This is a genomic window from Nonomuraea sp. NPDC050663, from assembly GCF_044456985.1.
Classification (GTDB): Bacteria; Actinomycetota; Actinomycetes; order Streptosporangiales; family Streptosporangiaceae; genus Nonomuraea.
Map to the genome: position 1 here is coordinate 30,404 of NZ_JBITGL010000032.1, position 19,111 is coordinate 49,514.

Annotated in this window: 16 protein-coding genes; 11 read left to right on the forward strand and 5 right to left on the reverse strand. The window is 71.9% G+C overall.

Translation table 11 applies throughout. The features are described from left to right. The first annotated feature begins 49 nt into the window (after positions 1–49). The 5 genes from ACIBH1_RS47780 to ACIBH1_RS47800 all read left to right on the forward strand — a co-directional run bounded on the left by ACIBH1_RS47780 (position 50) and on the right by ACIBH1_RS47800 (position 5,179). Positions 50–1,180 (forward strand): sugar ABC transporter substrate-binding protein, encoded by a 1,131-nt coding sequence (locus tag ACIBH1_RS47780; RefSeq protein WP_397320799.1) that lies wholly within the window; start codon positions 50–52, stop codon positions 1,178–1,180. Positions 1,181–1,247: 67 nt separating this feature from the next. After that, a complete protein-coding gene (locus tag ACIBH1_RS47785) occupies positions 1,248–2,015 on the forward strand; it encodes an ATP-binding cassette domain-containing protein (RefSeq protein WP_181613243.1) in 768 nt (255 codons plus the stop codon). Continuing rightward, complete coding sequence (locus ACIBH1_RS47790) at positions 2,012–3,238, forward strand: sugar ABC transporter permease (protein ID WP_397320800.1); 1,227 nt, start codon at positions 2,012–2,014, stop codon at positions 3,236–3,238. Before ACIBH1_RS47785 ends, ACIBH1_RS47790 begins: the two co-directional genes overlap by 4 nt. 34 nt (positions 3,239–3,272) lie before the next feature. Further along, entirely contained in the window at positions 3,273–4,478 is a 1,206-nt protein-coding gene (locus tag ACIBH1_RS47795; protein ID WP_397320801.1) for an ROK family protein, read from the forward strand. A 44-nt stretch (positions 4,479–4,522) separates the two neighbouring features. Next, a complete protein-coding gene (locus ACIBH1_RS47800; RefSeq protein WP_397320802.1) occupies positions 4,523–5,179 on the forward strand; it encodes a hypothetical protein in 657 nt (218 codons plus the stop codon). On the opposite strand, the gene ACIBH1_RS47805 is transcribed toward ACIBH1_RS47800, so the two are convergent. The 4 genes from ACIBH1_RS47805 to ACIBH1_RS47820 form a co-directional block, all read right to left on the reverse strand. Then, entirely contained in the window at positions 5,167–5,553 is a 387-nt protein-coding gene (locus ACIBH1_RS47805; protein ID WP_397320803.1) for an SSI family serine proteinase inhibitor, read from the reverse strand. The genes ACIBH1_RS47800 and ACIBH1_RS47805 overlap by 13 nt on opposite strands. Before the next feature lie 111 nt (positions 5,554–5,664). Continuing rightward, on the reverse strand, positions 5,665–7,716 hold the full coding sequence (locus ACIBH1_RS47810; protein WP_397320804.1) for a 3-hydroxyacyl-CoA dehydrogenase NAD-binding domain-containing protein: 2,052 nt from the start codon (positions 7,714–7,716) through the stop codon (positions 5,665–5,667). Next, positions 7,713–8,897: a thiolase family protein gene (locus ACIBH1_RS47815; RefSeq protein ID WP_397320805.1), complete on the reverse strand. Its 1,185-nt coding sequence runs from the start codon at positions 8,895–8,897 to the stop codon at positions 7,713–7,715. Before ACIBH1_RS47815 ends, ACIBH1_RS47810 begins: the two co-directional genes overlap by 4 nt. 55 nt (positions 8,898–8,952) lie before the next feature. Then, positions 8,953–9,249 carry an ArsR/SmtB family transcription factor gene (locus tag ACIBH1_RS47820; RefSeq protein WP_397320806.1) on the reverse strand — a complete coding sequence of 99 codons (297 nt, stop codon included), beginning with the start codon at positions 9,247–9,249 and terminating at the stop codon, positions 8,953–8,955. 80 nt (positions 9,250–9,329) lie between these two features. Between ACIBH1_RS47820 and ACIBH1_RS47825 the strand changes: the two genes are divergently transcribed. Both ACIBH1_RS47825 and ACIBH1_RS47830 read left to right on the forward strand, forming a co-directional pair. After that, a complete protein-coding gene (locus ACIBH1_RS47825) occupies positions 9,330–10,721 on the forward strand; it encodes an MFS transporter (protein WP_397320807.1) in 1,392 nt (463 codons plus the stop codon). Next, a complete protein-coding gene (locus ACIBH1_RS47830; protein WP_397320808.1) occupies positions 10,718–12,202 on the forward strand; it encodes an FAD-dependent monooxygenase in 1,485 nt (494 codons plus the stop codon). The genes ACIBH1_RS47825 and ACIBH1_RS47830 overlap by 4 nt, the downstream gene beginning before the upstream one ends. Here ACIBH1_RS47830 and ACIBH1_RS47835 read toward each other — a convergent pair. After that, positions 12,169–14,970 (reverse strand): TIR domain-containing protein, encoded by a 2,802-nt coding sequence (locus ACIBH1_RS47835; protein WP_397320809.1) that lies wholly within the window; start codon positions 14,968–14,970, stop codon positions 12,169–12,171. The two genes, ACIBH1_RS47830 and ACIBH1_RS47835, sit on opposite strands and share 34 nt — an antisense overlap. Positions 14,971–15,105: 135 nt before the next feature. Here ACIBH1_RS47835 and ACIBH1_RS47840 point away from each other — a divergent pair, with 135 nt between their 5' ends. From ACIBH1_RS47840 to ACIBH1_RS47855, 4 genes are all read left to right on the forward strand, one after another. Continuing rightward, on the forward strand, positions 15,106–16,284 hold the full coding sequence (locus ACIBH1_RS47840) for a hypothetical protein (RefSeq protein WP_397320810.1): 1,179 nt from the start codon (positions 15,106–15,108) through the stop codon (positions 16,282–16,284). 82 nt (positions 16,285–16,366) lie between these two features. Continuing rightward, a complete protein-coding gene (locus tag ACIBH1_RS47845) occupies positions 16,367–17,359 on the forward strand; it encodes a LacI family DNA-binding transcriptional regulator (protein ID WP_397320811.1) in 993 nt (330 codons plus the stop codon). An 11-nt stretch (positions 17,360–17,370) separates the two neighbouring features. Continuing rightward, positions 17,371–18,144, forward strand: coding sequence for a sugar phosphate isomerase/epimerase family protein (locus ACIBH1_RS47850; protein WP_397320812.1), 774 nt, complete (start codon positions 17,371–17,373; stop codon positions 18,142–18,144). Then, a complete protein-coding gene (locus tag ACIBH1_RS47855; RefSeq protein ID WP_397320813.1) occupies positions 18,137–19,102 on the forward strand; it encodes an alkaline phosphatase family protein in 966 nt (321 codons plus the stop codon). The genes ACIBH1_RS47850 and ACIBH1_RS47855 overlap by 8 nt, the downstream gene beginning before the upstream one ends. Positions 19,103–19,111: the final 9 nt, after the last annotated feature.

A 19,111-nucleotide genomic window follows, 5' to 3' on the forward strand; every position in this document is an offset into this window, starting at 1 on the left:
TACGTTGTGCCAAACAACATTCACCCCCCCATGAGAAAGGCCCACGCGCATGCGCAAGGGGATTTTCACGATCGGCGCCGCCATGGTGGCGCTCTCCCTCGGTCTCACCGCCTGCGGGGGCGAAAGCGGTGAAACCTCCGCCGGGACCGGCGCCTCCGCCTCGCCCGGTGCTTCGTCGGCGGCCCCGGCCGCCAAGGGCAAGGTCGGCGTGATCCTGCCCGACAGCAAGTCCTCGGTCCGCTGGGAGACGGCCGACCGCAAGTACCTGGAAGAGGCCTTCAAGGCCGCGGGCGTCGAGTACGACATCCAGAACGCCCAGGGCGACAAGGCCGCCTTCCAGACGATCGCCGACCAGATGATCACCAGTGGCGTCACCGTGCTCGCCATCGTCAACCTCGACAGCGGCACCGGCAAGGCCGTCCTCGACAAGGCCAAGGCCCAGGGCATCGCCACGATCGACTACGACCGCCTCACCCTCGGCGGCAACGCCGACTACTACGTCAGCTTCGACAACACCGCCGTCGGCAAGCTGCAGGGCGAGGGCCTGGTCAAGTGCCTGACCGAGCAGAAGGCCGAGAAGCCGGTGATCGCGCGCCTGAACGGCTCGCCCACCGACAACAACGCCACCCTCTTCAAGCAGGGCTACGACGGCGTGCTGCAGCCCAAGTTCGACGCCGGTGAGTACGTCGCCGGACCGGACGACTCCGTGCCCGACTGGGACAACGCCCAGGCCGGCACCATCTTCGAGCAGCAGCTCACCAAGGAGCCGAAGATCGCCGGCGTGCTCGCCGCCAACGACGGCCTCGGCAACGCCGCCATCACCGTGCTGAAGAAGAACAACCTCAACGGCAAGGTCCCGGTCACCGGCCAGGACGCCACCGTTCAGGGCCTGCAGAACATCCTCAACGGCGACCAGTGCATGACCGTCTACAAGGCCGTCAAGCAGGAGGCCGACGCGACCGCCAAGCTCGCGATCGCGCTCGCCAACGGCGAGAAGCCGGCCGCGACCGGCACCGTCAAGGACACCGAGACCAACGCGGACGTCCCCGCCGTGCTGCTGACCCCCGTCGCCATCTTCAAGGACAACGTCAAGGACGTCGTCGCCGACAACTTCGTCACCAAGGAAGAGCTGTGCGCCGGCGAGTTCGCCGCCAAGTGCACCGAGGCAGGAATCAGCTAGTTCCCCCGCGTACGGCTACCGCCCGCCAGGGCGGTAGCCGTATCCCCTCTTCCAAGGAGCACCCACAGTGACCACCCCGGTCCTGGAGCTGCGCGGGATCGACAAGAGCTTCGGTCCCGTCCAGGTCCTTCACGACGTCGCCTTCTCGGCCTATCCCGGCGAGGTGACCGCCCTCGTCGGTGACAACGGCGCGGGCAAGTCCACGCTGGTCAAGTGCATCGGCGGCATCTATTCGATCGACTCTGGCGAGTACTACTTCGAGGGCAACTCCGTCACGGTGAGCAGCCCGCGCGAGGCCGCCGCGCTCGGAGTGGAGATCGTCTACCAGGACCTGGCGCTCTGCGACAACCTGGACATCGTGCAGAACATGTTCCTGGGCCGGGAGCGCAAGAGCGGCCTGGTCCTCGACGAGGCCACCATGGAGGAGATGGCCGCCAAGACCCTGGCGGGCCTGTCGGTCCGCACGGTCAAGTCGCTGCGCCAGCACGTCTCCAGCCTGTCCGGCGGCCAGCGCCAGACCGTGGCGATCGCCAAGGCGGTGCTCTGGAACAGCAAGGTCGTCATCCTCGACGAGCCCACCGCCGCGCTCGGCGTCGCCCAGACCGCTCAGGTGCTGGAACTGGTGCGCCAGCTGGCCGACAAGGGCCTGGCCGTGGTGCTCATCTCGCACAACCTCAACGACGTCTTCGCCGTCTCCGACCGGATCGCGGCGCTCTACCTCGGCCGCATGGCGGCCCAGGTCAAGGCCTCCGAGGTCACTCACTCGCAGGTCGTCGAACTGATCACCTCCGGCCGCAGCGGCACGCTCGGCCTGACGAACGGCAGTGGCTCATGAGCGTCGACACCCTGCCCCAGAAAGTCGAGTCGCAGGCCATCGTCAAGGAGTACGTCCAGCGGGTGCGCGGCGGCGACCTGGGCGCCCTGCCGGCCATCTTCGGGCTGGTCGTGCTCGTCGGCGTCTTCTCGGTGCTGCGGCCGATCTTCTTCTCGCCCGGCAACTTCGCCAACCTGCTCACCCAGGGCGCGGTCTACGTCGTCATCGCGATGGGCCTGATCTTCGTCCTCCTGCTCGGCGAGATCGACCTGTCGGCCGGCTTCGCCAGCGGCGTCTGCGCGGTCGTCATGTCGGTCACGCTGGTGAACGTGGGCGTGCCCTGGTACGTCGCGATCCTCGCGGCCATGGCCACGGGCGTCGTGATCGGCCTGATCCTCGGCTCGCTCGTGGCCAAGCTCGGCATCCCGTCGTTCGTGGTGACGCTGGCCGCCTTCATCGCCTTCCAGGGCGTCGTGCTGCTGATCCTGGGCCAGGGCAACATCATCTCGGTGCGCGACCAGACCATCTTCGCCATCTCCAACAAGAACCTGCCGCCGTGGCTGGGCTGGGCCCTGGCCGCCGCGGCCGTGGCGGGCTACGCCGCGGTGCAGCTCGTCCAGGCGCGCAACCGCAGCAAGCGCGGGCTGGCCATCGCGCCCCCGCTGGTCATCGGCGGTCGCGTCGCGGCCGTGGCGCTGGTCATCGGCCTGGCCGTCTACGTGCTCAACCTCGACCGCGGCCGGGCGATCCCGCTCATGGGCGTGCCGATCGTGGTGCCGGTCATCCTGTTCTTCCTGCTGCTGTGGACGTTCGTGCTGCGCCGTACCGCCTTCGGACGGCACATCTACGCGGTCGGCGGCAACGCCGAGGCCGCCCGGCGGGCGGGCATCCCCGTCGACCGGATCAAGATCGCCTGCTTCGTGATCTGCTCCTTCATGGCGTCGGTCGGCGGCGTGCTCGCCGTCTCGCGCGCCGCGTCGGTCGACCCGAACACCGGAGGCAGCAACGTCCTGCTCTTCTCGGTCGGCGCCGCCGTCATCGGCGGCACCAGCCTCTTCGGCGGCAAGGGGCGGGCGCTGGACGCGATCCTGGGCGGCGCGGTCGTGGCCGTCGTCGAGAACGGCATGGGTCTGATGGGATACGGATCCGGCCAGAAGTTCGTCGTGACCGGCTCGGTTCTGCTGCTCGCGGCCAGCGTGGACGCCCTTTCGCGCAAGCGGGCCGCGGCCACGGGCCACCGATAGGGTGGATCTCTCCCACCCGAAGGATGGAACGACGATGCGTGCTGGTCCCTCTCAGGAGGAGATCCGCAGGTACAACCTGGGCACCCTGCTCCGCCACGTGCATCTCGGCGGTCCCACGTCACGAGCCGAGCTCACCAGCCGGATGGGACTCAACCGCAGCACGATCATGGCGCTCACCGCCGACCTGGCCGCCGCCGGGCTCGTGCGCGAGGAGCTGCCCAGGGAGACCGGGCGCGCCGGCCGTCCTTCGCTCGTCGTGCGGCCGGAATCGGCCCGCATCTACGTGCTCGCGTTCGACGTGGGCGTCGACCGGCTGGTCGCCGCCCGCGTCGGGCTGGGCGGGGTCATCCTCGACCGCCGCGAGTCCGTACGGGAGCGCGGCACCTTCGACCTGGCCGAGGTGATCTCCACGCTGGCCGGGTTCGCCCGCCAGATGGTGCGCAAGACCCGCCCCGACACGGTCTGCGTGGGCGCGGCCGCGGCGTTCTGCGGCGCGGTGCGCGAGAGCGACGGCAGCGTGCACTTCAGCCCTAACCTGGTCGGCCCGATCGCCGAGCTGCCCTTCGGCGAGGAGCTGAGCCGCAAGCTCGCCATGGGCCTGCCCGTGCCCGTCGGCAACGACGCCAACCTGGGCGCGCTGGCCGAGCACACCAGGGGCGTGGCGCCCGGCTGCCGCAACCTCATCTACCTGCACGGCGACGTCGGCATCGGCGGCGGCATCATCGCCGGAGGCCACCTGCTCGGCGGCCACGAGGGCTACTTCGGCGAGGTCGGCCACATGATCGTCAACCCGGGCGGGCGGCCGTGCGGCTGCGGCTCACGCGGCTGCCTGGAGGCTGAGGTGGGGGAGCGGGCGCTCATCGACCACGCCGGCATGTACGGCAGGATCGGGCGCGAGGCCGTGCGCACCCTCGTCGAGGCGGCCGACCGCGGCGACATCGCCGCCCGCGACTCGGTGCACCGCGCCGGCGACTGGCTGGGCATCGGCGTGGCCAACCTCGTCAACATCTTCAACCCCGAGGTCGTCGTCTTCGGCGGCACCCTGCGCGAGCTCTACCTGGGCTCCGCGGCGCAGGTGCGCACCCAGATCAACACCAGCAGCCTGCCGGCCGCCCGTGCCAACCTGCGGCTGCGCACCACCGCGCTCGGCGACGACGTCACCCTCGTCGGCGCCGCCGAACTGGCCTTCACCCAGATGCTGGCCGACCCGCTGGAGATGCTCGCCCGGGTCAGCCCCTGACGCTCCCCGGGGAACCCTCCAGCCCCGGGCGGTGTATCCGGGGCATGAAACGCATTCTGCTCATCCTCGGCCTGCTGCTCCCCGCTCTGGTGGTGGCCACGCCCGCCAGGGCAGGGGGCTGGGCGGTGACCTACCTCGACCCGGTGCCCGCCGCTTTCCAGCCGGGCACCTCCTACACCATCGGCTCCTGGCTGCTGCAGCACGGCAACCACCCCTACCACGGCAACGAGAAGGACCTGAAGGTCGGGCTGAGCTTCTCCGACGGCAAGCGCACCCTGGCCTTCGACGCCGTACGGCTGCGCGAGCCCGCGCACTACGCCACCGCCGTCGCCCTGCCGGCCGGGAACTGGCGGGTCACGGCGATCCAGGAATGGTTCGCCCCCCACGAGCTCGGCACCCTCAAGGTCCCCGGCGCCTTCACCGCCCTGCCGCAGACGGCCGAGGCCAAGTCGTCGGCCGCCGACTGGCTCAACGGCAACGGCGGCAAGGACCCCTGGGGCGAGATCAGGCCGCCCGGGATCGGCAAGACGGCGACCGCCCCCGTGGCAGCCGCCGCCGTGCCCATCGCCCCCGCCTCGGCGTCCGTCGCCGCGGTCGCGTCACCGTGGTGGCGCTCGCCGTACACCGCCCTCGCCGTCGTGCTCGCCTGCGCGACACTCGGGCTGCTGGCGGTACGGCGGAGCAGGCGTCAGAACCTGTAGAGCGCGCCGCCCTCGGAGACCATCAGGCAGTTGTTGCCGAAGGTCCTGGTGAAGTCGACCCGCTTGCCGTACCAGCGGCCCTTCACCGTGACCTTGTGCGGCCTGAACTCCTTGGTGCAGATCGCGCCGGGGTTGGAGAGCCTGGCCGGGTTGCCCTTGACCTTGTTCAGGACGCGGCAGGCCGCGCGCGGGGTCGGGTGGCTGCCACCCGGCCATCCGCAGGTCAGCCGGACCGACTCGGCCGCGGCGCCCTCGGCGGCGATCGTGATCTTGAGGGAGGCCTTCGGGCGGTGTTGCCCCTCGGCCGCCATCGCCGGGGTCGCCGCCGCCGTCAGGAGGAGGCCGGCGGTGAGGAGGATCTTGAGCGCTTTCATCGAAATGGTGCCCCCGTACTCGGTTGGATGAGTGTCCTTTCTCTCAGAGGACGGGGCGGGCCCGCCGGAGGTTCACTCCGGCGGGCCAGGTGTACCGATCCGCTCTGGCGGTCAGGCGGGCACGGAGGCCACGCCGGGCGCCAGGAAGCGGGGCGAGGAGACGCCCAGCCGGTCCAGGTAGGGCGTGATGCCGCCCAGGTGGAACGGCCAGCCCGCGCCGAGGATCATGCACAGGTCGATGTCCTGCGCGGCGGCGACCACGCCCTCGTCGAGCATGATCCGGATCTCCTCCGCGAGAGCCGCGAGCACACGCTCGCGCACCTGCTCGGCGGTCGACGGGGCGGCGCCGCCGGAGAAGAGGGCGACGGCCTCCTCGTCGAGCGTGAAGTCGGGCCTGTAGACGCCGGGCTTGCCGGAGGCGACGAGCTTGGCCATGTTCTCCGAGACGCCGAAGCGCTCGGGGAAGGCGGCGTGCAGCGTCTCCGACACGTGGTGGCCGACGGCGGGGCCGACGAGCTGCAGCAGCGCGAAGGGCGTCATGGGCAGCCCCATGGAGTCGAGCGCGCGCTCGGCCACCTGGAGGGGCGTGCCCTCGTCGACGGCGGCGAAGACCTCGCCCATGAAACGGGTGAGCAGCCGGTTGACGACGAACGCGGGCGCGTCCTTGACCAGGACCGACGACTTGCGCAGCGACTTGCCGACGGCGAAGGCGGTGGCCAGGGTCTCGTCGGAGGTGGCCGAGCCGCGGACGATCTCCAGCAGCGGCATGACGGCCACGGGGTTGAAGAAGTGGAAGCCGACCAGGCGCTCGGGGTGCTTCAGGTTGGAGCCCATCTCGCTGACCGACAGCGAGGAGGTGTTGGTCGCCAGCACGCACTCGGCGCTGACGTGCTCCTCGACCTCGGCGAAGACCTTCTTCTTGACCGCCATGTCCTCGAAGACGGCCTCGATGACGAAGTCGGCGTCGGCGAAGGCGTCCTTGGTGAGCGAGCCGCCGACCAGCGCCTTGAGGCGGTTGGCCTCGTCGGCGGAGATCCGGCCCTTGGCGGCCAGCTTGTCGACCTCGCCGTGCACGTAGCCGACGCCCTTGTCGAGGCGGGCCTGGTCGAGGTCGGTCAGGACGACCGGCACCTGGAGGCGGCGGGCGAACAGCAGCGCCATCTGGGAGGCCATGAGGCCCGCGCCGACGACGCCGACCTTGGTGACCTTGCGGGCCAGCTCGCGGGCGGGCGCTCCCGCCGGCTTCTTGGCCCGGCGCTGCACCAGGTCGAAGGCGTACAGCCCGGCCCGCAGCTCGTCGCCCATGAGGAGGTCGGCCAGGGCCTCGTCCTCGGCGGCGAATCCCTCGTCGGCGGAGGCCGTACGGCTGAGCAGGATCAGGTCGAGCGCCCGGTAGGGCGCGGGGGCCGCGCCGTGCAGCTTCATGTCGACGAGGAAACGCGCGTCGCCGACGATCTTGTCCCAGTCGTCGCCGTCGAAGCTCGGGCGATCGACAGCGACGTCGCCGGACAGCACGCGCGAGGCCCAGCGCAGCGACTCCTCCAGGAAGTCGGCCGAGTCGAACATGGCGTCCGCGACCCCGAGCGAGAACGCGTCGGCGCCCTTGAGCATGCGGTTCTGCGCGAGAGGGTTCTCGATGATCAGCTTGATCGCCTTGGCCGGGCCGATCAGGCGCGGCAGCAGCTGGGTGCCGCCCCAGCCCGGCACCAGGCCGAGGAAGCACTCCGGCAGCGACACGGCGGGCACGTTCGCGGCGATGGTCCGGTAGGTGCAGTGCAGCGCGATCTCCAGGCCGCCGCCCATGGCCGCGCCGTTGACGAAGGCGAAGGCGGGCACGCCGAGCGAGCCGAGCCGGCGGAAGACGCGGTGGCCGAGCCGCCCGATCTCCAGGGCCTCCGAACGCGAGGACACGGTGGCCGCGCCCTTGAGGTCGGCGCCGACGGCGAAGATGAACGGCTTGCCGATGACGCCGACGGCCGCCAGGTCGGGGCGCGCGGCGATGCCGTCGAGCGCCTCGTCGAGGGAGGCCAGGCCGAGGGGGCCGAAGGTGTTCGGCTTGGTGTGGTCGAAGCCGTTGTCGAGGGTGATCAGGGCCATCGTGCCCGCGCCGTACGGAAGCTCGACGTCGCGCACGATCGCCTTGGTGACTACTTCTTCGCTCATGCCAGGTTCTCCCAGATCACGGTGCCGCCCATGCCCATGCCGACGCACATGGTGGTGATGCCGTAGCGCACGTCGGGGCGCTCGGCGAACTGGCGGGCCAGCTGCGTCATCAGCCGCACGCCGGAGGAGGCGAGCGGGTGACCGAAGGCGATGGCCCCGCCGTACGGGTTGACCTTGTCGGAGTCCTCGGGAATGCCGAAGTGGTCGAGGAAGGCCAGGACCTGGACGGCGAAGGCCTCGTTGATCTCGAACAGCCCGATGTCGTCGATCGAGAGCCCGGCCAGGCGCAGGGCGCGCTCGGTGGAGGGGATCGGGCCGACGCCCATGACCTCGGGGTCGACGCCGGCGAAGGCGTAGGAGACCAGGCGCATCTTGGGCCGCAGGCCAAGCTCGTCGGCGACGTCGCGGGCGGCGACGATGCAGCCGGTGGCGCCGTCGTTGATGCCGGAGGAGTTGCCCGCGGTGACGTTGCCGTGCGGGCGGAAGGGGGTCTTCAGCGAGGCCAGACCCTCCAGGGTGGTGCCGGGACGCGGCGCCTCGTCGGCGGTGGCCAGGCCCCAGCCCTTCTCGGCGGTCCTGATGCCCATCTCGACGAGGTCGGGCTGGATCTTGCCGTCGGCGTAGGCCTTGGCGACCTTCTCCTGGCTCAGGACGGCGTAGGCGTCGGCACGCTGCTTGGAGACGGCCGGGTAGCGGTCGTGCAGGTTCTCGGCGGTCATGCCCATGGACAGGGCGCTCGCGTCGACCAGCTTGTCGGCCAGGAAGCGCGGGTTCGGGTCGACGCCCTCGCCCATGGGGTGGCGGCCCATGTGCTCCACGCCGCCCGCGATGGCCACGTCGTAGGCGCCGAAGGCGATGCCGCCGGCGACGCTGGTGACGGCGGTCATCGCGCCCGCGCACATGCGGTCGATGGCGTAGCCGGGCACGGTCTTGGGCAGGCCGGCCAGGATCGCGGCGCTGCGGCCGATGGTCAGGCCCTGGTCGCCGATCTGCGTGGTGGCCGCGACGGCGACCTCGTCCACCCGCTCAGGAGGCAGGTTGGGATTGCGCCGGATCAGCTCGCGGATGACGCGGACGACCAGGTCGTCCGCGCGGGTCTCCGCGTACAGCCCCTTGGGGCCCGACCTGCCGAAAGGCGTGCGAACGCCGTCGACGAAGACGACGTCACGGGAGGAAGGCACTCTTACGCTCCTCGCTGAGGGTGGAAGCTTGCCCGTCCATATTACTCGCCAGTAACTAGTCCTCCTTGAACACCAGGTCCAGCAGGCCGGGGAAGCGGGCGTCGACGTCGTCGCGGCGCAGCGTCTTGAAGCTGTTGCGCCCGGCCTGACGCTCGCGCACCAGGCCGCTCTCGCGCAGGACTCGCCAGTGCCCGGTCTGGGTGGACTTGGGTACGGCCGGCAGGACCTCGCCGCACACCTTCTCCTCTCCCGACGAGAGATTGCGCACCATCTGCAGGCGGATCGGGTGGCCCAGCGCGGCGAGCACGTCGACCAGGCGGATCTGCTCGCGAGTGGGGTGGAGCGCTGTCATGTCCCCACTTTACAAAACAGTTCGATTGTACGAGTATCTCGTACTGTTCGTCCTTCCCGAACTATCGAAGGATTGTTGTCATGCGTAACTGGGCCCTCGCCCTGCTGGCGTTGTCGCAGCTCATCACCGCCTTGGACTTCTACATCGTGATCGTCGCCCTGCCCGACATCGCGGCCGATCTCGGATTCACCCCCCAGAACCTGCAATGGGTGGCCAGCGCCTACGCGGTGATCTACGGAGGCTTCCTGATGCTCGGCGGGCGCGCCGCCGACCTGCTCGGCCGCCGCAGGGTCTTCGTGGCCGCGATGGCGTTGTTCGCCCTGAGCTCGCTCGCCGGAGGCCTGGCCACCTCGCAAGAGCTGCTCATCGCCGCCCGCGCGGTGCAGGGCGTCGGCGGCGCGCTCCTCTTCCCCGCCACGCTCTCCCTGGTGAACACCCTGTTCGAGGAAGGACCCGCCAGAAACAGGGCGCTGTCGGTGTGGAGCGGCGTCGGAGCCTCCGGCCTGGCCATCGGCTCCCTGGCCGGAGGCCTGCTGACCGGCTGGATCGGCTGGGAGGCCGTCTTCTACGTCAACGTGCCGCTGGCGGTCGTCGGCATGATCGCCGCCTTCCGCGTGATCCCCGCCGACGGCCCCCGCGAGCGCGGCCGCCGCTTCGACCTGACCGGCGCCGTCCTCGTCACCGCCGGCGTCACCCTGCTCGCCTTCGCCCTCATCCAGGGACCGGAATCCGGCTGGGGCACGCCGCTCATCGTCGGGTCCTTCATCGTGGCGGCGATCCTGCTGGGCGCCTTCGTCGCGGTCGAGCGCATGAGCCGCGACCCGCTCATGCCGCTGCGCCTGTTCCGCAACCGCAGCCTCACCTCGGCCATCCTCATCATCCTGATCTTCGGCGCGACCTTCATGGCCCAGCCGTACTTCCTGACCGTCTACTTCGGCCAGGCCCTCGGCTACGGCGCCATCGCCACCGGCCTCGCCTTCGTCGTGCCCTCCCTGATGATCGCCATCGGCACCCAGCTCTCCGGCCGCCTGGCCGCCCGCCTCGGCTCCCGCACCCTGCTGCTGGCCGGCACCCTCGGCGGCGCCCTCGGCACCGCGGCCCTCGCCCTCGGCGTGAGCGCCGACGGCAGCTACTGGGCCATCCTGCCCGGCATCGCGATCATGGGCGTCAGCCAGGGCTTCACCTGGAACGGCATGTGGATCGCCTCCGCCACCGGCGTCGCCGCGGGCCAGCAGGGCGTCGCCTCCGGCATGGCCTCCACCGCGCTGCAGGTCGGCTCCGCCCTCGGCCTGGCCATCCTCGTCGCGGCCGCGGGCCTCGGCTCCGCCACCGGGGCGCAGCTGGCCGGGGGCGTGCGCACCGCGCTCTTCATCACCGCCGGCGGCATCCTGCTCGGCAGCCTCGTCTCGCTGAGCTTCACCCGCAAGAGCCCCACCACCCAGACGGGCGAGCCCGTGCTGGTGGCGGCATGATCGACGTCGCGATCGCCGGGGGCGGCCCCGTGGGCATGCTCCTGGCGGCCGAACTCGCCCTCCAGGGGGTGCGGCCGGTGGTCTTCGAGAAGCTGGCCGCCCCCTCCGGGGAGTCGAAGGCGGGCACGCTCCACGCCCGCGTCGGCCAGCTCCTCCAACGGCGCGGCCTGCTCGACGAGGCCGGCCGCGCCACCTACGGCACCGTGGGCTTCCACTTCTCCGGCATGTTCGGCCTGCGCCTGTCGGCCGCCGACGGCCCGGCGATCGTCGGCAGCCCCCAGGCCTGGGCCGAGCAGGTCTTCGCAGGCCGCGCCGCCGCCCTCGGCGCGCAGATCCGGCGCGGCCACGAGATCACCGGCCTCGTCCAGCACGCCGGCCACGTCACCCTCACCGCGGGCGGCCGGCAGGTGGACGCCCGGTACGTCGTCGGCGCCGACGGCGCCCGCAGCGCCGTACGGCGGGCCGCCGGGATCGCCTTCGAAGGCACCGGCGCGCGCGTGGCCGCCCTCATGGGAGAGGTACGGCTCGGCCCCGGCGTGCCGGGAGGCTGGCATCGCACCCCGCGCGGCTGGCTCCTCATCTGGCCCGACCCCCACGGCCACTCCCGCGTCACCACCTACGACTTCCGCGGCCCCCACCCCGACCGCGAAGCGCCCGTCACCCTGGACGAACTACGCGAGGCCGCCTCCCGCATCGCCGGACGGCCCATCGAGATGAGCGACGCCCGCTCACTGTCCAGGTACGGCGACGCGGCACTGCAGGCCGCCACCTACCGCGACCGGCGCGTCCTGCTCGCCGGGGACGCCGCGCACGTGCACTTCCCCTGGGGCGGCCAAGGGCTCAACACCGGCCTCGAGGACGCGATGAACCTCGGATGGAAACTCGCCGCCGTGGTGCACGGCCACGCACCCGAGCACCTGCTCGACAGCTACCACACCGAACGCCACCCCGTCGCCGCGCGCGTGTTGTGGAACGTACGCGCCCAGAACGCCCTGGCCCACCCCGACCCGGCGCTCGACCCCCTGCGCGAGCTGTTCGCCGAGCTGATGGAGATGGAACCCGTCAACGACTACCTGACCGGGATGATCAGCGGCCAGGACATCCGCTACGACGTCGGCGTCCAAGGCGCCGGATGGATGGCGCCCGACCTGCGGATCAAGACCGACGACGGCGACGTACGGCTCGCCGAGCTGCTGTGGCCGGGCCGGGCGTGCTTCGTCGACCTGGCCGGGCGCGACGACCTCGTCGCGGTCGTGGGGGAGCGGGTGCCCGTCGTGCGCGGCGTCGCCGAGAGCGAGCACGAGGCGCTGCTCGTCCGCCCGGACGGGTACGTCGCCTGGGCGGCCCCTTCGTCGGTGCGGTCGTCGGCCCCCTCGTCGGCCCCCTCGTCGGCCCCCTCGTCGGCCCGGGAGCTGGGCGCGGCGATCGACCGGTGGTTCGTCGCCCCTCAGTCCTCGCGGACGAGCACCCTCCTGAGGTAGCCGGGCAGCTTCGGGGCCGTGTTGGTGACCCTGATCAGACCCTGGAGCACGGGCTGCGGCAGCGAGGTGAACGCGCGGGCGATGTAACTGCGCAGCATGTCGTCATGCAACGGGCCGAAATGCTGCCGCAGCCCCTCCTGGGCCCGGGCGATACGCTCACGCGGCTCGGGCCCGGCACGAAGGCAGGCGCCCGCTATGCCGTACTGCAGGAGCGCGAGAAGCGTGTCGGGATGCCGATCGCCCAGCGCGGTCCGCAGCCCCTCGTACGCCTGCCCGGCCAGCTCCTCGGCCTGGCCGAAATCCTCCAGGAGCATCGCCACGCCGCTCAGGCAGTAGCTGATGCGCAGGTGGATCGGATGATCGTCGGCGTAGGCCGAGCGGGCGTCCTCGGCCACGGCCACCAGGATCGCGCGGCCCGCACCCGGGTCGTGCCATCCGGCCAGCTGGACGCCGTAGCCCGCCCTGATCACCAGGGTCAGGGGGTTGGTGGCGCCGAGGGTGCGCTCGTAGGTGTCACGTAATCGCGCCAGCTCGGCCAGCTGCTCCTTGTCCGTCCCGCCGCCGAAGGGATAGGGGCGCCGCGCGTAGGCCGCCAGCTCCGCACCCGCCAGCAGGATCGCCGCCTCCAGCGCCCGGGGATGCCCGGCCGATCCCGCGCGCTCGAACTCCTCCAGCGCGCGGCGGGCCGCGGCCGCCGATCGCCTGGGCTGGCCCAGGAGCAGCTGGAGGTGGCCCTGCTCCAGGTAAAACCCGGGCAGGCCGGTGGGCGCCATGCCCGCCAGGAGCCGCTCGGCCTCCTTCGGCAGGCCGCGCTGGCGCAACGCCCGAGCCCGGTCGACCCGCACGGCGTCACCGGGGCCCAGGGCCATCAGCTCGGTCCAGCACCGTTCGGCGTCGGGGAAGCGCGCCTGCCCGTCGAACGCCATGGCGAGCACGTGCAGGGCCTCGGGGGCGCCGGCGGTCTCGGACCCCGCCCCATCCGTCCTGGTTACCGCGGACCCGGCCAGCACGGACCCGGCCAGCTCGGCCGCCCCCTCGTAGTCGCCGTCCGTCAGCAGCCGCCTCGCCGCGATCAGGATCACGTGCGGGTCGACGTCACCGGTTCGCCGGAGCTGTTCCATCAGGCGCTTCAGCCGGGCAATAGCCAGATGGTCGACTGATCGTTCGTCAACGACGATCAACCGCCGGAGCAGTCGCACCGTGCTACTCTGCGCCAGCTCCTCGCACTCCACCAGCCGCCGCGCATGCGCCACCAGCGGATCGGTCGGCCCGGTCAGCTCCGTAAGCAGCTCGGCCACCGCGTGTCCCGCCGCGTCCAGGCAACCGCGCCGGGCCCGCTCCGGCACCGACCGCGCCACCCTAGGGTGCACCGCGACCGCGTCACCCTCCCCGACCACCAGCGACAGCCGAGCGAGCACCCCGAGCGCGGGAAGCAGCCGCTCCCTGGCCTCCTCCTCGCTCCAGCCACGCAACGACGCGACACCACGAAGCAGTACGGCACGCGGGATCGGCGTCTGCTGCGCCAGACCGCACGCCAGCCCCAGGACATCCATGGCCGTCTCGTCGAGCCGGCTCAGCGTGTCGTGCAGGATGTCGCCCTCGGCCCGCCGCAGATACTCCAGCGGCGACAGCACCCCCAGCGACGCCCGCAACTGGGAGTCGGCCACCCGCAGATCCTGCGGATGCCCGCCCAACTCCCGCACGAGCTCCTCGGCCTCCTCCCGGTGCCGTGGCTCGTAGGCGCCGTCGAGCATCGCCAGCGCCTCGTCCGCGGCGAGCCCGGTCAGGTGCACGGAGCCCCCGAGGTCGTCGAGACGCCTCTCACGGCTGATCAGGATCGTGCGCACCTGACGGAAGGGCACGACCAGCCGCCGCACGGCCTCGTCGGGCCACGACTCGGGAACGCGGTCGACGATCCACAACGCGGGCTCCCTGATCCGGCGCGTGAGGTGTAGGAGCAGCTGCTCGTCGTCGACTCCGTCCAGCGGGATGTCCCGCTCTGCGCCCAGCAGCCGCAGCTGGCGCAGGTACTCGTGCTCGCCGTCCCGATCGGTGAGGGTGAAGCGGTGCACGCCGCCGGGGAAGGCTGCGGAGAACTCCCACGCGTACTGCGTGACGAGGCTCGTCTTGCCCGCTCCCGGCATCCCAGAGACCACGGCCACCCCGACGGGGGGCGCCTGATCCACGAGCCGGAACTCACCCGCGTGGAGGGCGGAGTGCAGCGACCACAACTCCCGGAACCGGTGCACCGCCTTCCGATCGAGCAACGGATCGGCCGGCCACCAGCGCCCCGGCGAACCGGCGCGCACGGCGCCCAGCGGTCCCGCCAGAGCCGCCACCCGCCGCGCGACCGCCTCGGCTAGCGTCCGCCTCCCGCCGGGGGTCGCGGCAGGGCGACGGTACCTGAGGTCGCGCAGTTCCACGGGCTCGATGTGGTCGCCACCATCCTCGGGGTTGACGACGAGGACGCGCTTCTCCACGGACCCGGCCCGCTGGGCGAGCAGGAAGGCGAAGGTCAGCTCCAGTCGGCAGGCGGGGCGCTTGGGATAGGCGCGCGAGTAGTAGGCGAGCAGGACCGTGGAGTTGAGGAGCGCCTCGTTGATCGTGCCGGTGATGCTCTCGTGGTAGCCGATGGAGCGCTCGTCACGAAACACGCGCAGCCGCCTGCCGTTGACCTTGGTCCTGAGCAGGGCCGTCTCAAGCGCCTGGACCTCGGATCGGTCGTCACCGGCGTAGCTGAGGAAGACGTCGTACGCGTCAGGGTCCATGAGGCTACACAACACGATTCCGGCGAGGCCTGCCGGAGATCTCTGCCCGCGTATTTGTGTGAAATTTCCTGACAGAGTGGGTCGGACTCTGTTAGGAAAGATCGCGATCCACCATCTGCTGCGGAAAGGTTCACCGTGGAGCGCGACGACCGGACGCTGGACCCGGCGACGACGGGCGACGTGCTGTCGCCGCGTGGCGGGGCCGAGGGCGCGGACACCGCCGAGCAGGAGGCCGCCACCCTGGACGACCCGCCCGGCGGCCACCTCACCGATCCGGGGCCGATGGCGGGGCCGATGGCGGGATCGATGGCGGGGCCGATGGCCGGCCAGCCCTGGGGCCCGGGCGTCTCGGCGCTGCCGGGATCCGAGGCCAGCGGCCTGGGTGCGATGTCGACGGGGGCGTACTACCTGGGCGGGACCACCAAGGAGCCCGCCCCCGAGCCCGCCGCACCGCCTTCGGCCGGCCCTTCCGCCGGCCTCTCCGCCGGGTCCACCGCCGGGTCCACCGCCGGGTCCACCGCCGGGTCCACCGCCGGGCCGGCCACCGCGCCTGCCGCGACGCCTGGCATGGCGTCCACCACGGCGCCTGGCACGTGGTCCTCCGCCGAGGCCGATGTTCCGGCCGAGGAGGTGCCCGTCTCGGTGGAGCGCCAGGATCGGCCCCCCACCGCCGAGGAGAGCGACCTGGCCTTCTGGTCGTCCGACGTCTCGCCCCGCCACCTCCCCCTGGAGCAGGGCTACGACCTCACCGAGCCCGTCGAGCCCGTCCTGGTGCCGCCGCCGCCCGACCCCGAGCAGGAGGTGCGCCGCCGTACTCGCATCCTTGTCGCCGCCGCCGTGGCCGTGGTGCTGGTGGGCGGCAGTGCGGGCTGGTTGCTGAGCTCGGCCGGTCCGGAGGAGCGTTGCGAGGGCGGCACGTGCGTCACCGTGGAGCGGCTCGACGTCCCGCCGTCGGCGACGGTGGAGATCCCCGCCGTGCGTACGAGTCCCGCGGCCGTGCCGAGCCAGACGCCGAGTCGGACGAAGCCCACCGAGGCGGCCTCGGCCCCGCGCACCACGCGGCCGCAGACGGTGCGGCCGACGCGCGAGCCGCAGGCGAGTGACACCGAGCCAACGCAGGACGAGACGGGCGAGGGGGCGAAGGAGCAGGTCAGCACCTACGACAAGTCGGTGGAGTCGACCCCGGAGCCGGCGTCGCAGCAGGAGCCGGAGCAGAGCACGACCCCGGAGGCTAGCCAGCCGACGCCGGAAGAGCAGACGCAGCCGGACAAGAAGGACTGTAACCTGCTCGAGGCGCTCTTCGGCTGCCGGTGAGGCGGCCCGCGGGGGCGTAGCCGGAGGATGCGCGGGGCCACCTGGTTCTGGCAGACTGGGAAATCGCTTTCCGGGAGGTCTCGTGGTCACGCTGGAGGATGTCGCCAAGCTCGCCGGCGTCTCGCTCGCGACCGCCTCGCGCGTGCTGAACGGCAGCACCCGCCAGGTCGGCGCGGGCCTGCGCAGCCGCGTCGAACAGGCGGCCGACCAGCTCGGCTACCGCACGAACTTCGCCGCCCAGACCCTCGCCAAGGGCGCCAGCAACGTCATCGGCCTGGTGGTGCACGACCTGACCGACCCCTACTTCGCCGCGCTCGCCGACGGCGTCATGCGGGCGGCGGCCGGTCAGGGCCTGCTGGTCATGGTCGGCACCACGCACCGCGATCCGGAGCAGGAGATCGCCTACGTCGCGACCCTGCACGCCCAGCGTGTGCGCGCGGTGCTGCTGGCCGGATCCCGTGTGAGCGACGCGGCCGTCACCAAGCGGCTGCGCGACGAGCTCAAGCGTTACCTCGACACCGGCGGCCGGGTGGCCTGCGTGGGCCAGGACCTGCTCGGCGTCGACACCGTGGCCCCGGCCAACCGCGAGGGCGCCGCCGCGCTGGCCCGCTCGCTGGCAGAGCTGGGTCACACCCGCTTCGCCGTCCTGGCGGGTCCCGAGCACCTGGTGACCGCCAGGGACCGCGCGGAGGGTTTCGCCGACGCCCTGGCCGACCTGGGGCTGCCCGCGCCGAAGGTGATCCATGGGCGGTTCGACCGCGACGGCGGCCACGCGGCGGCCCGCGAGACGGGCGAGGCGACCTGTGTGTTCGCCGTCAACGACGTGATGGCCGTGGGCGCGCTGGCCTCCTACCGCGAGCGCGGCATCCAGGTGCCGGGCCAGGTGTCGGTGGCGGGGTTCGACGACATCTCGACGCTGCGCGACCACGTTCCCGCCCTGACGACGGTACGGCTGCCGCTGGCCGACATGGGGTCGCGGGCGTTCGAGCTGGCTCTCGGCGACGAGGGCGACACCCGCGTGGAGTCGGTGGCGGGGCAGGTCGTGTTGCGCGAGAGCGTGCGATCACTCGTCTGAAGGGACGTTGCGTGAAACTGGCGATGAGTACCCTCGGCATGCCGGGACAGGGCCTCGACGACGCCATTGCGGTGGCCGTCGCCCATCGGTGCGGCGGGCTGGAGTTGCGCCTGCATCCCGACACGGGGGTGCATGCCGGGCTCGACGACGGCGAGCGGGCCGGGGTGAGGGCGCGGATCGAGGCGGCGGGCCTGGAGGTCGCCGCTTTGGCTGGATATATCAGGATCTGCGGTCCGGCTCCCGATGACGAGGTCGTCGAAGGGCTGCTGCGCGACCTGCGCCTCGCCTCCGACCTGGGAGCGCCCGGCGTGCGGGTCTTCCCCGGCGGCGCCGACCCCGAGGTGGGCGCGCGGCGCCTGAAGGCTGTGGCGGCCGAGGCCGCGGGCCTGGGCGTGAAGGTGTTCGTCGAGACGCACGACCACATGGCGCTCGGCGAGGCGGTGGCCGAACTGCTCGACGCGGCGGGCACGCCCGAGACAACGGGGGCGATCTGGGACCTGCTGCACCCGTGGCGTCACGGCGAGCCGCCGGCCCGGACCCTCCGCCACCTGGCCCCGCACCTGGCGCTCGTCCAGGTGAAGGACTCCGTCTCGGCCACCGACACCACGCCGGTGCCGATGGGGTCGGGCTCGGTGCCGCTGGAGGAGTGCGGCGAGCTGCTGCGTGCCGCCGGGTTCTCCGGCTGGGTGTCGCTGGAGTGGGAGCGCACCTGGTATCCGCACGTCGCCCCGGTGGAGGAGATCCTGCCCGGAGCGCTGGCATGGGTGGAGAAGTTCGGTGAATAAGGTCCTGGTCGTCGGCATGGACGGGCTGCGCATCGACCGCGTGCACGCCGTACGCCCGCCCGTCCTGCTCGGGCTGATGTCCTCCGGGGCGTACGGCACCAGCAGGCTGCCGTACGGCGAGGCCGCGGCGCCGAGAACGGAGTCGCCCGGCGAGATCGTGGAATCGGCCGAGAACGACGGGAACGACGGGAACGACGGGAACGACGGGAACGACGGGAACGACGTGGGCGGGGCGGTCGCCGAGCCGGTCGGCCGGCGCATCACGGCCCGCACCGACTCCGGGCCCGGCTGGTCGTCCATCGCCACCGGCGTCTGGCCCGACAAGCACGGCGTGGCCGACAACGGCTTCGCCGGGGCCGACTACGCGAACTATCCCGACTTCCTGACCCGCGCCAAGCGCGCCGACCCCTTGCTCACCACCTACGCGATCTTCTCGTGGGCGGCCCTGGCCGAGCACGGCGCGTTCGGCGCGGGGATCGACGAGCGGGTGGTCCACGACGGCTACGCCGACGGTTTCGGGGCCTGCGACAAGAAGATCGCCGACGCCGCTGAGCGTCACCTGCTGCACGAGGATCCCGACGCGAGCTTCGTCTACTTCGGCGACACCGACGAGATCGCCCACGACCTGGGCCCGCTGTGCGAGGGGTACACCGCGGCCCTGCTGCTGCAGGACGAGTTCCTCGGCCGCCTGCTGACCTCGGTCCGCAGCCGCCCGTCGTACGCGGGGGAGCGGTGGACCGTGGTGGTCACCACCGACCACGGCCACGTCGACGCGGGCGGGCACGGCGGCACCTCCGACGAGGAGCGCACCGTCTTCGTGATCGTCGCCGAGCTCGACCGTGACCGTCCCGCCGACCTGGGGGAGCCCCGCCTGGTCGACGTCGCGCCGACGGTGCTGCAGCGCCTGGGCGTGGCGATCGATCCCTCGTGGGGCCTGGACGGGCGACCTTTGGGGTAACTTTTTCAT

Bases quoted from the DNA above. Each gene is read 5' to 3' on its own strand.
- ACIBH1_RS47780 (WP_397320799.1), top strand. From the start codon at position 50: ATGCGCAAGGGGATTTTCACGATCGGCGCCGCCATGGTGGCGCTCTCC.
- ACIBH1_RS47790 (WP_397320800.1), top strand. From the start codon at position 2,012: ATGAGCGTCGACACCCTGCCCCAGAAAGTCGAGTCGCAGGCCATCGTC.
- ACIBH1_RS47795 (WP_397320801.1), top strand. From the start codon at position 3,273: ATGCGTGCTGGTCCCTCTCAGGAGGAGATCCGCAGGTACAACCTGGGC.
- ACIBH1_RS47800 (WP_397320802.1), top strand. From the start codon at position 4,523: ATGAAACGCATTCTGCTCATCCTCGGCCTGCTGCTCCCCGCTCTGGTG.
- ACIBH1_RS47805 (WP_397320803.1), bottom strand. From the start codon at position 5,553: ATGAAAGCGCTCAAGATCCTCCTCACCGCCGGCCTCCTCCTGACGGCG.
- ACIBH1_RS47810 (WP_397320804.1), bottom strand. From the start codon at position 7,716: ATGAGCGAAGAAGTAGTCACCAAGGCGATCGTGCGCGACGTCGAGCTT.
- ACIBH1_RS47820 (WP_397320806.1), bottom strand. From the start codon at position 9,249: ATGACAGCGCTCCACCCCACTCGCGAGCAGATCCGCCTGGTCGACGTG.
- ACIBH1_RS47825 (WP_397320807.1), top strand. From the start codon at position 9,330: ATGCGTAACTGGGCCCTCGCCCTGCTGGCGTTGTCGCAGCTCATCACC.
- ACIBH1_RS47830 (WP_397320808.1), top strand. From the start codon at position 10,718: ATGATCGACGTCGCGATCGCCGGGGGCGGCCCCGTGGGCATGCTCCTG.
- ACIBH1_RS47835 (WP_397320809.1), bottom strand. From the start codon at position 14,970: ATGGACCCTGACGCGTACGACGTCTTCCTCAGCTACGCCGGTGACGAC.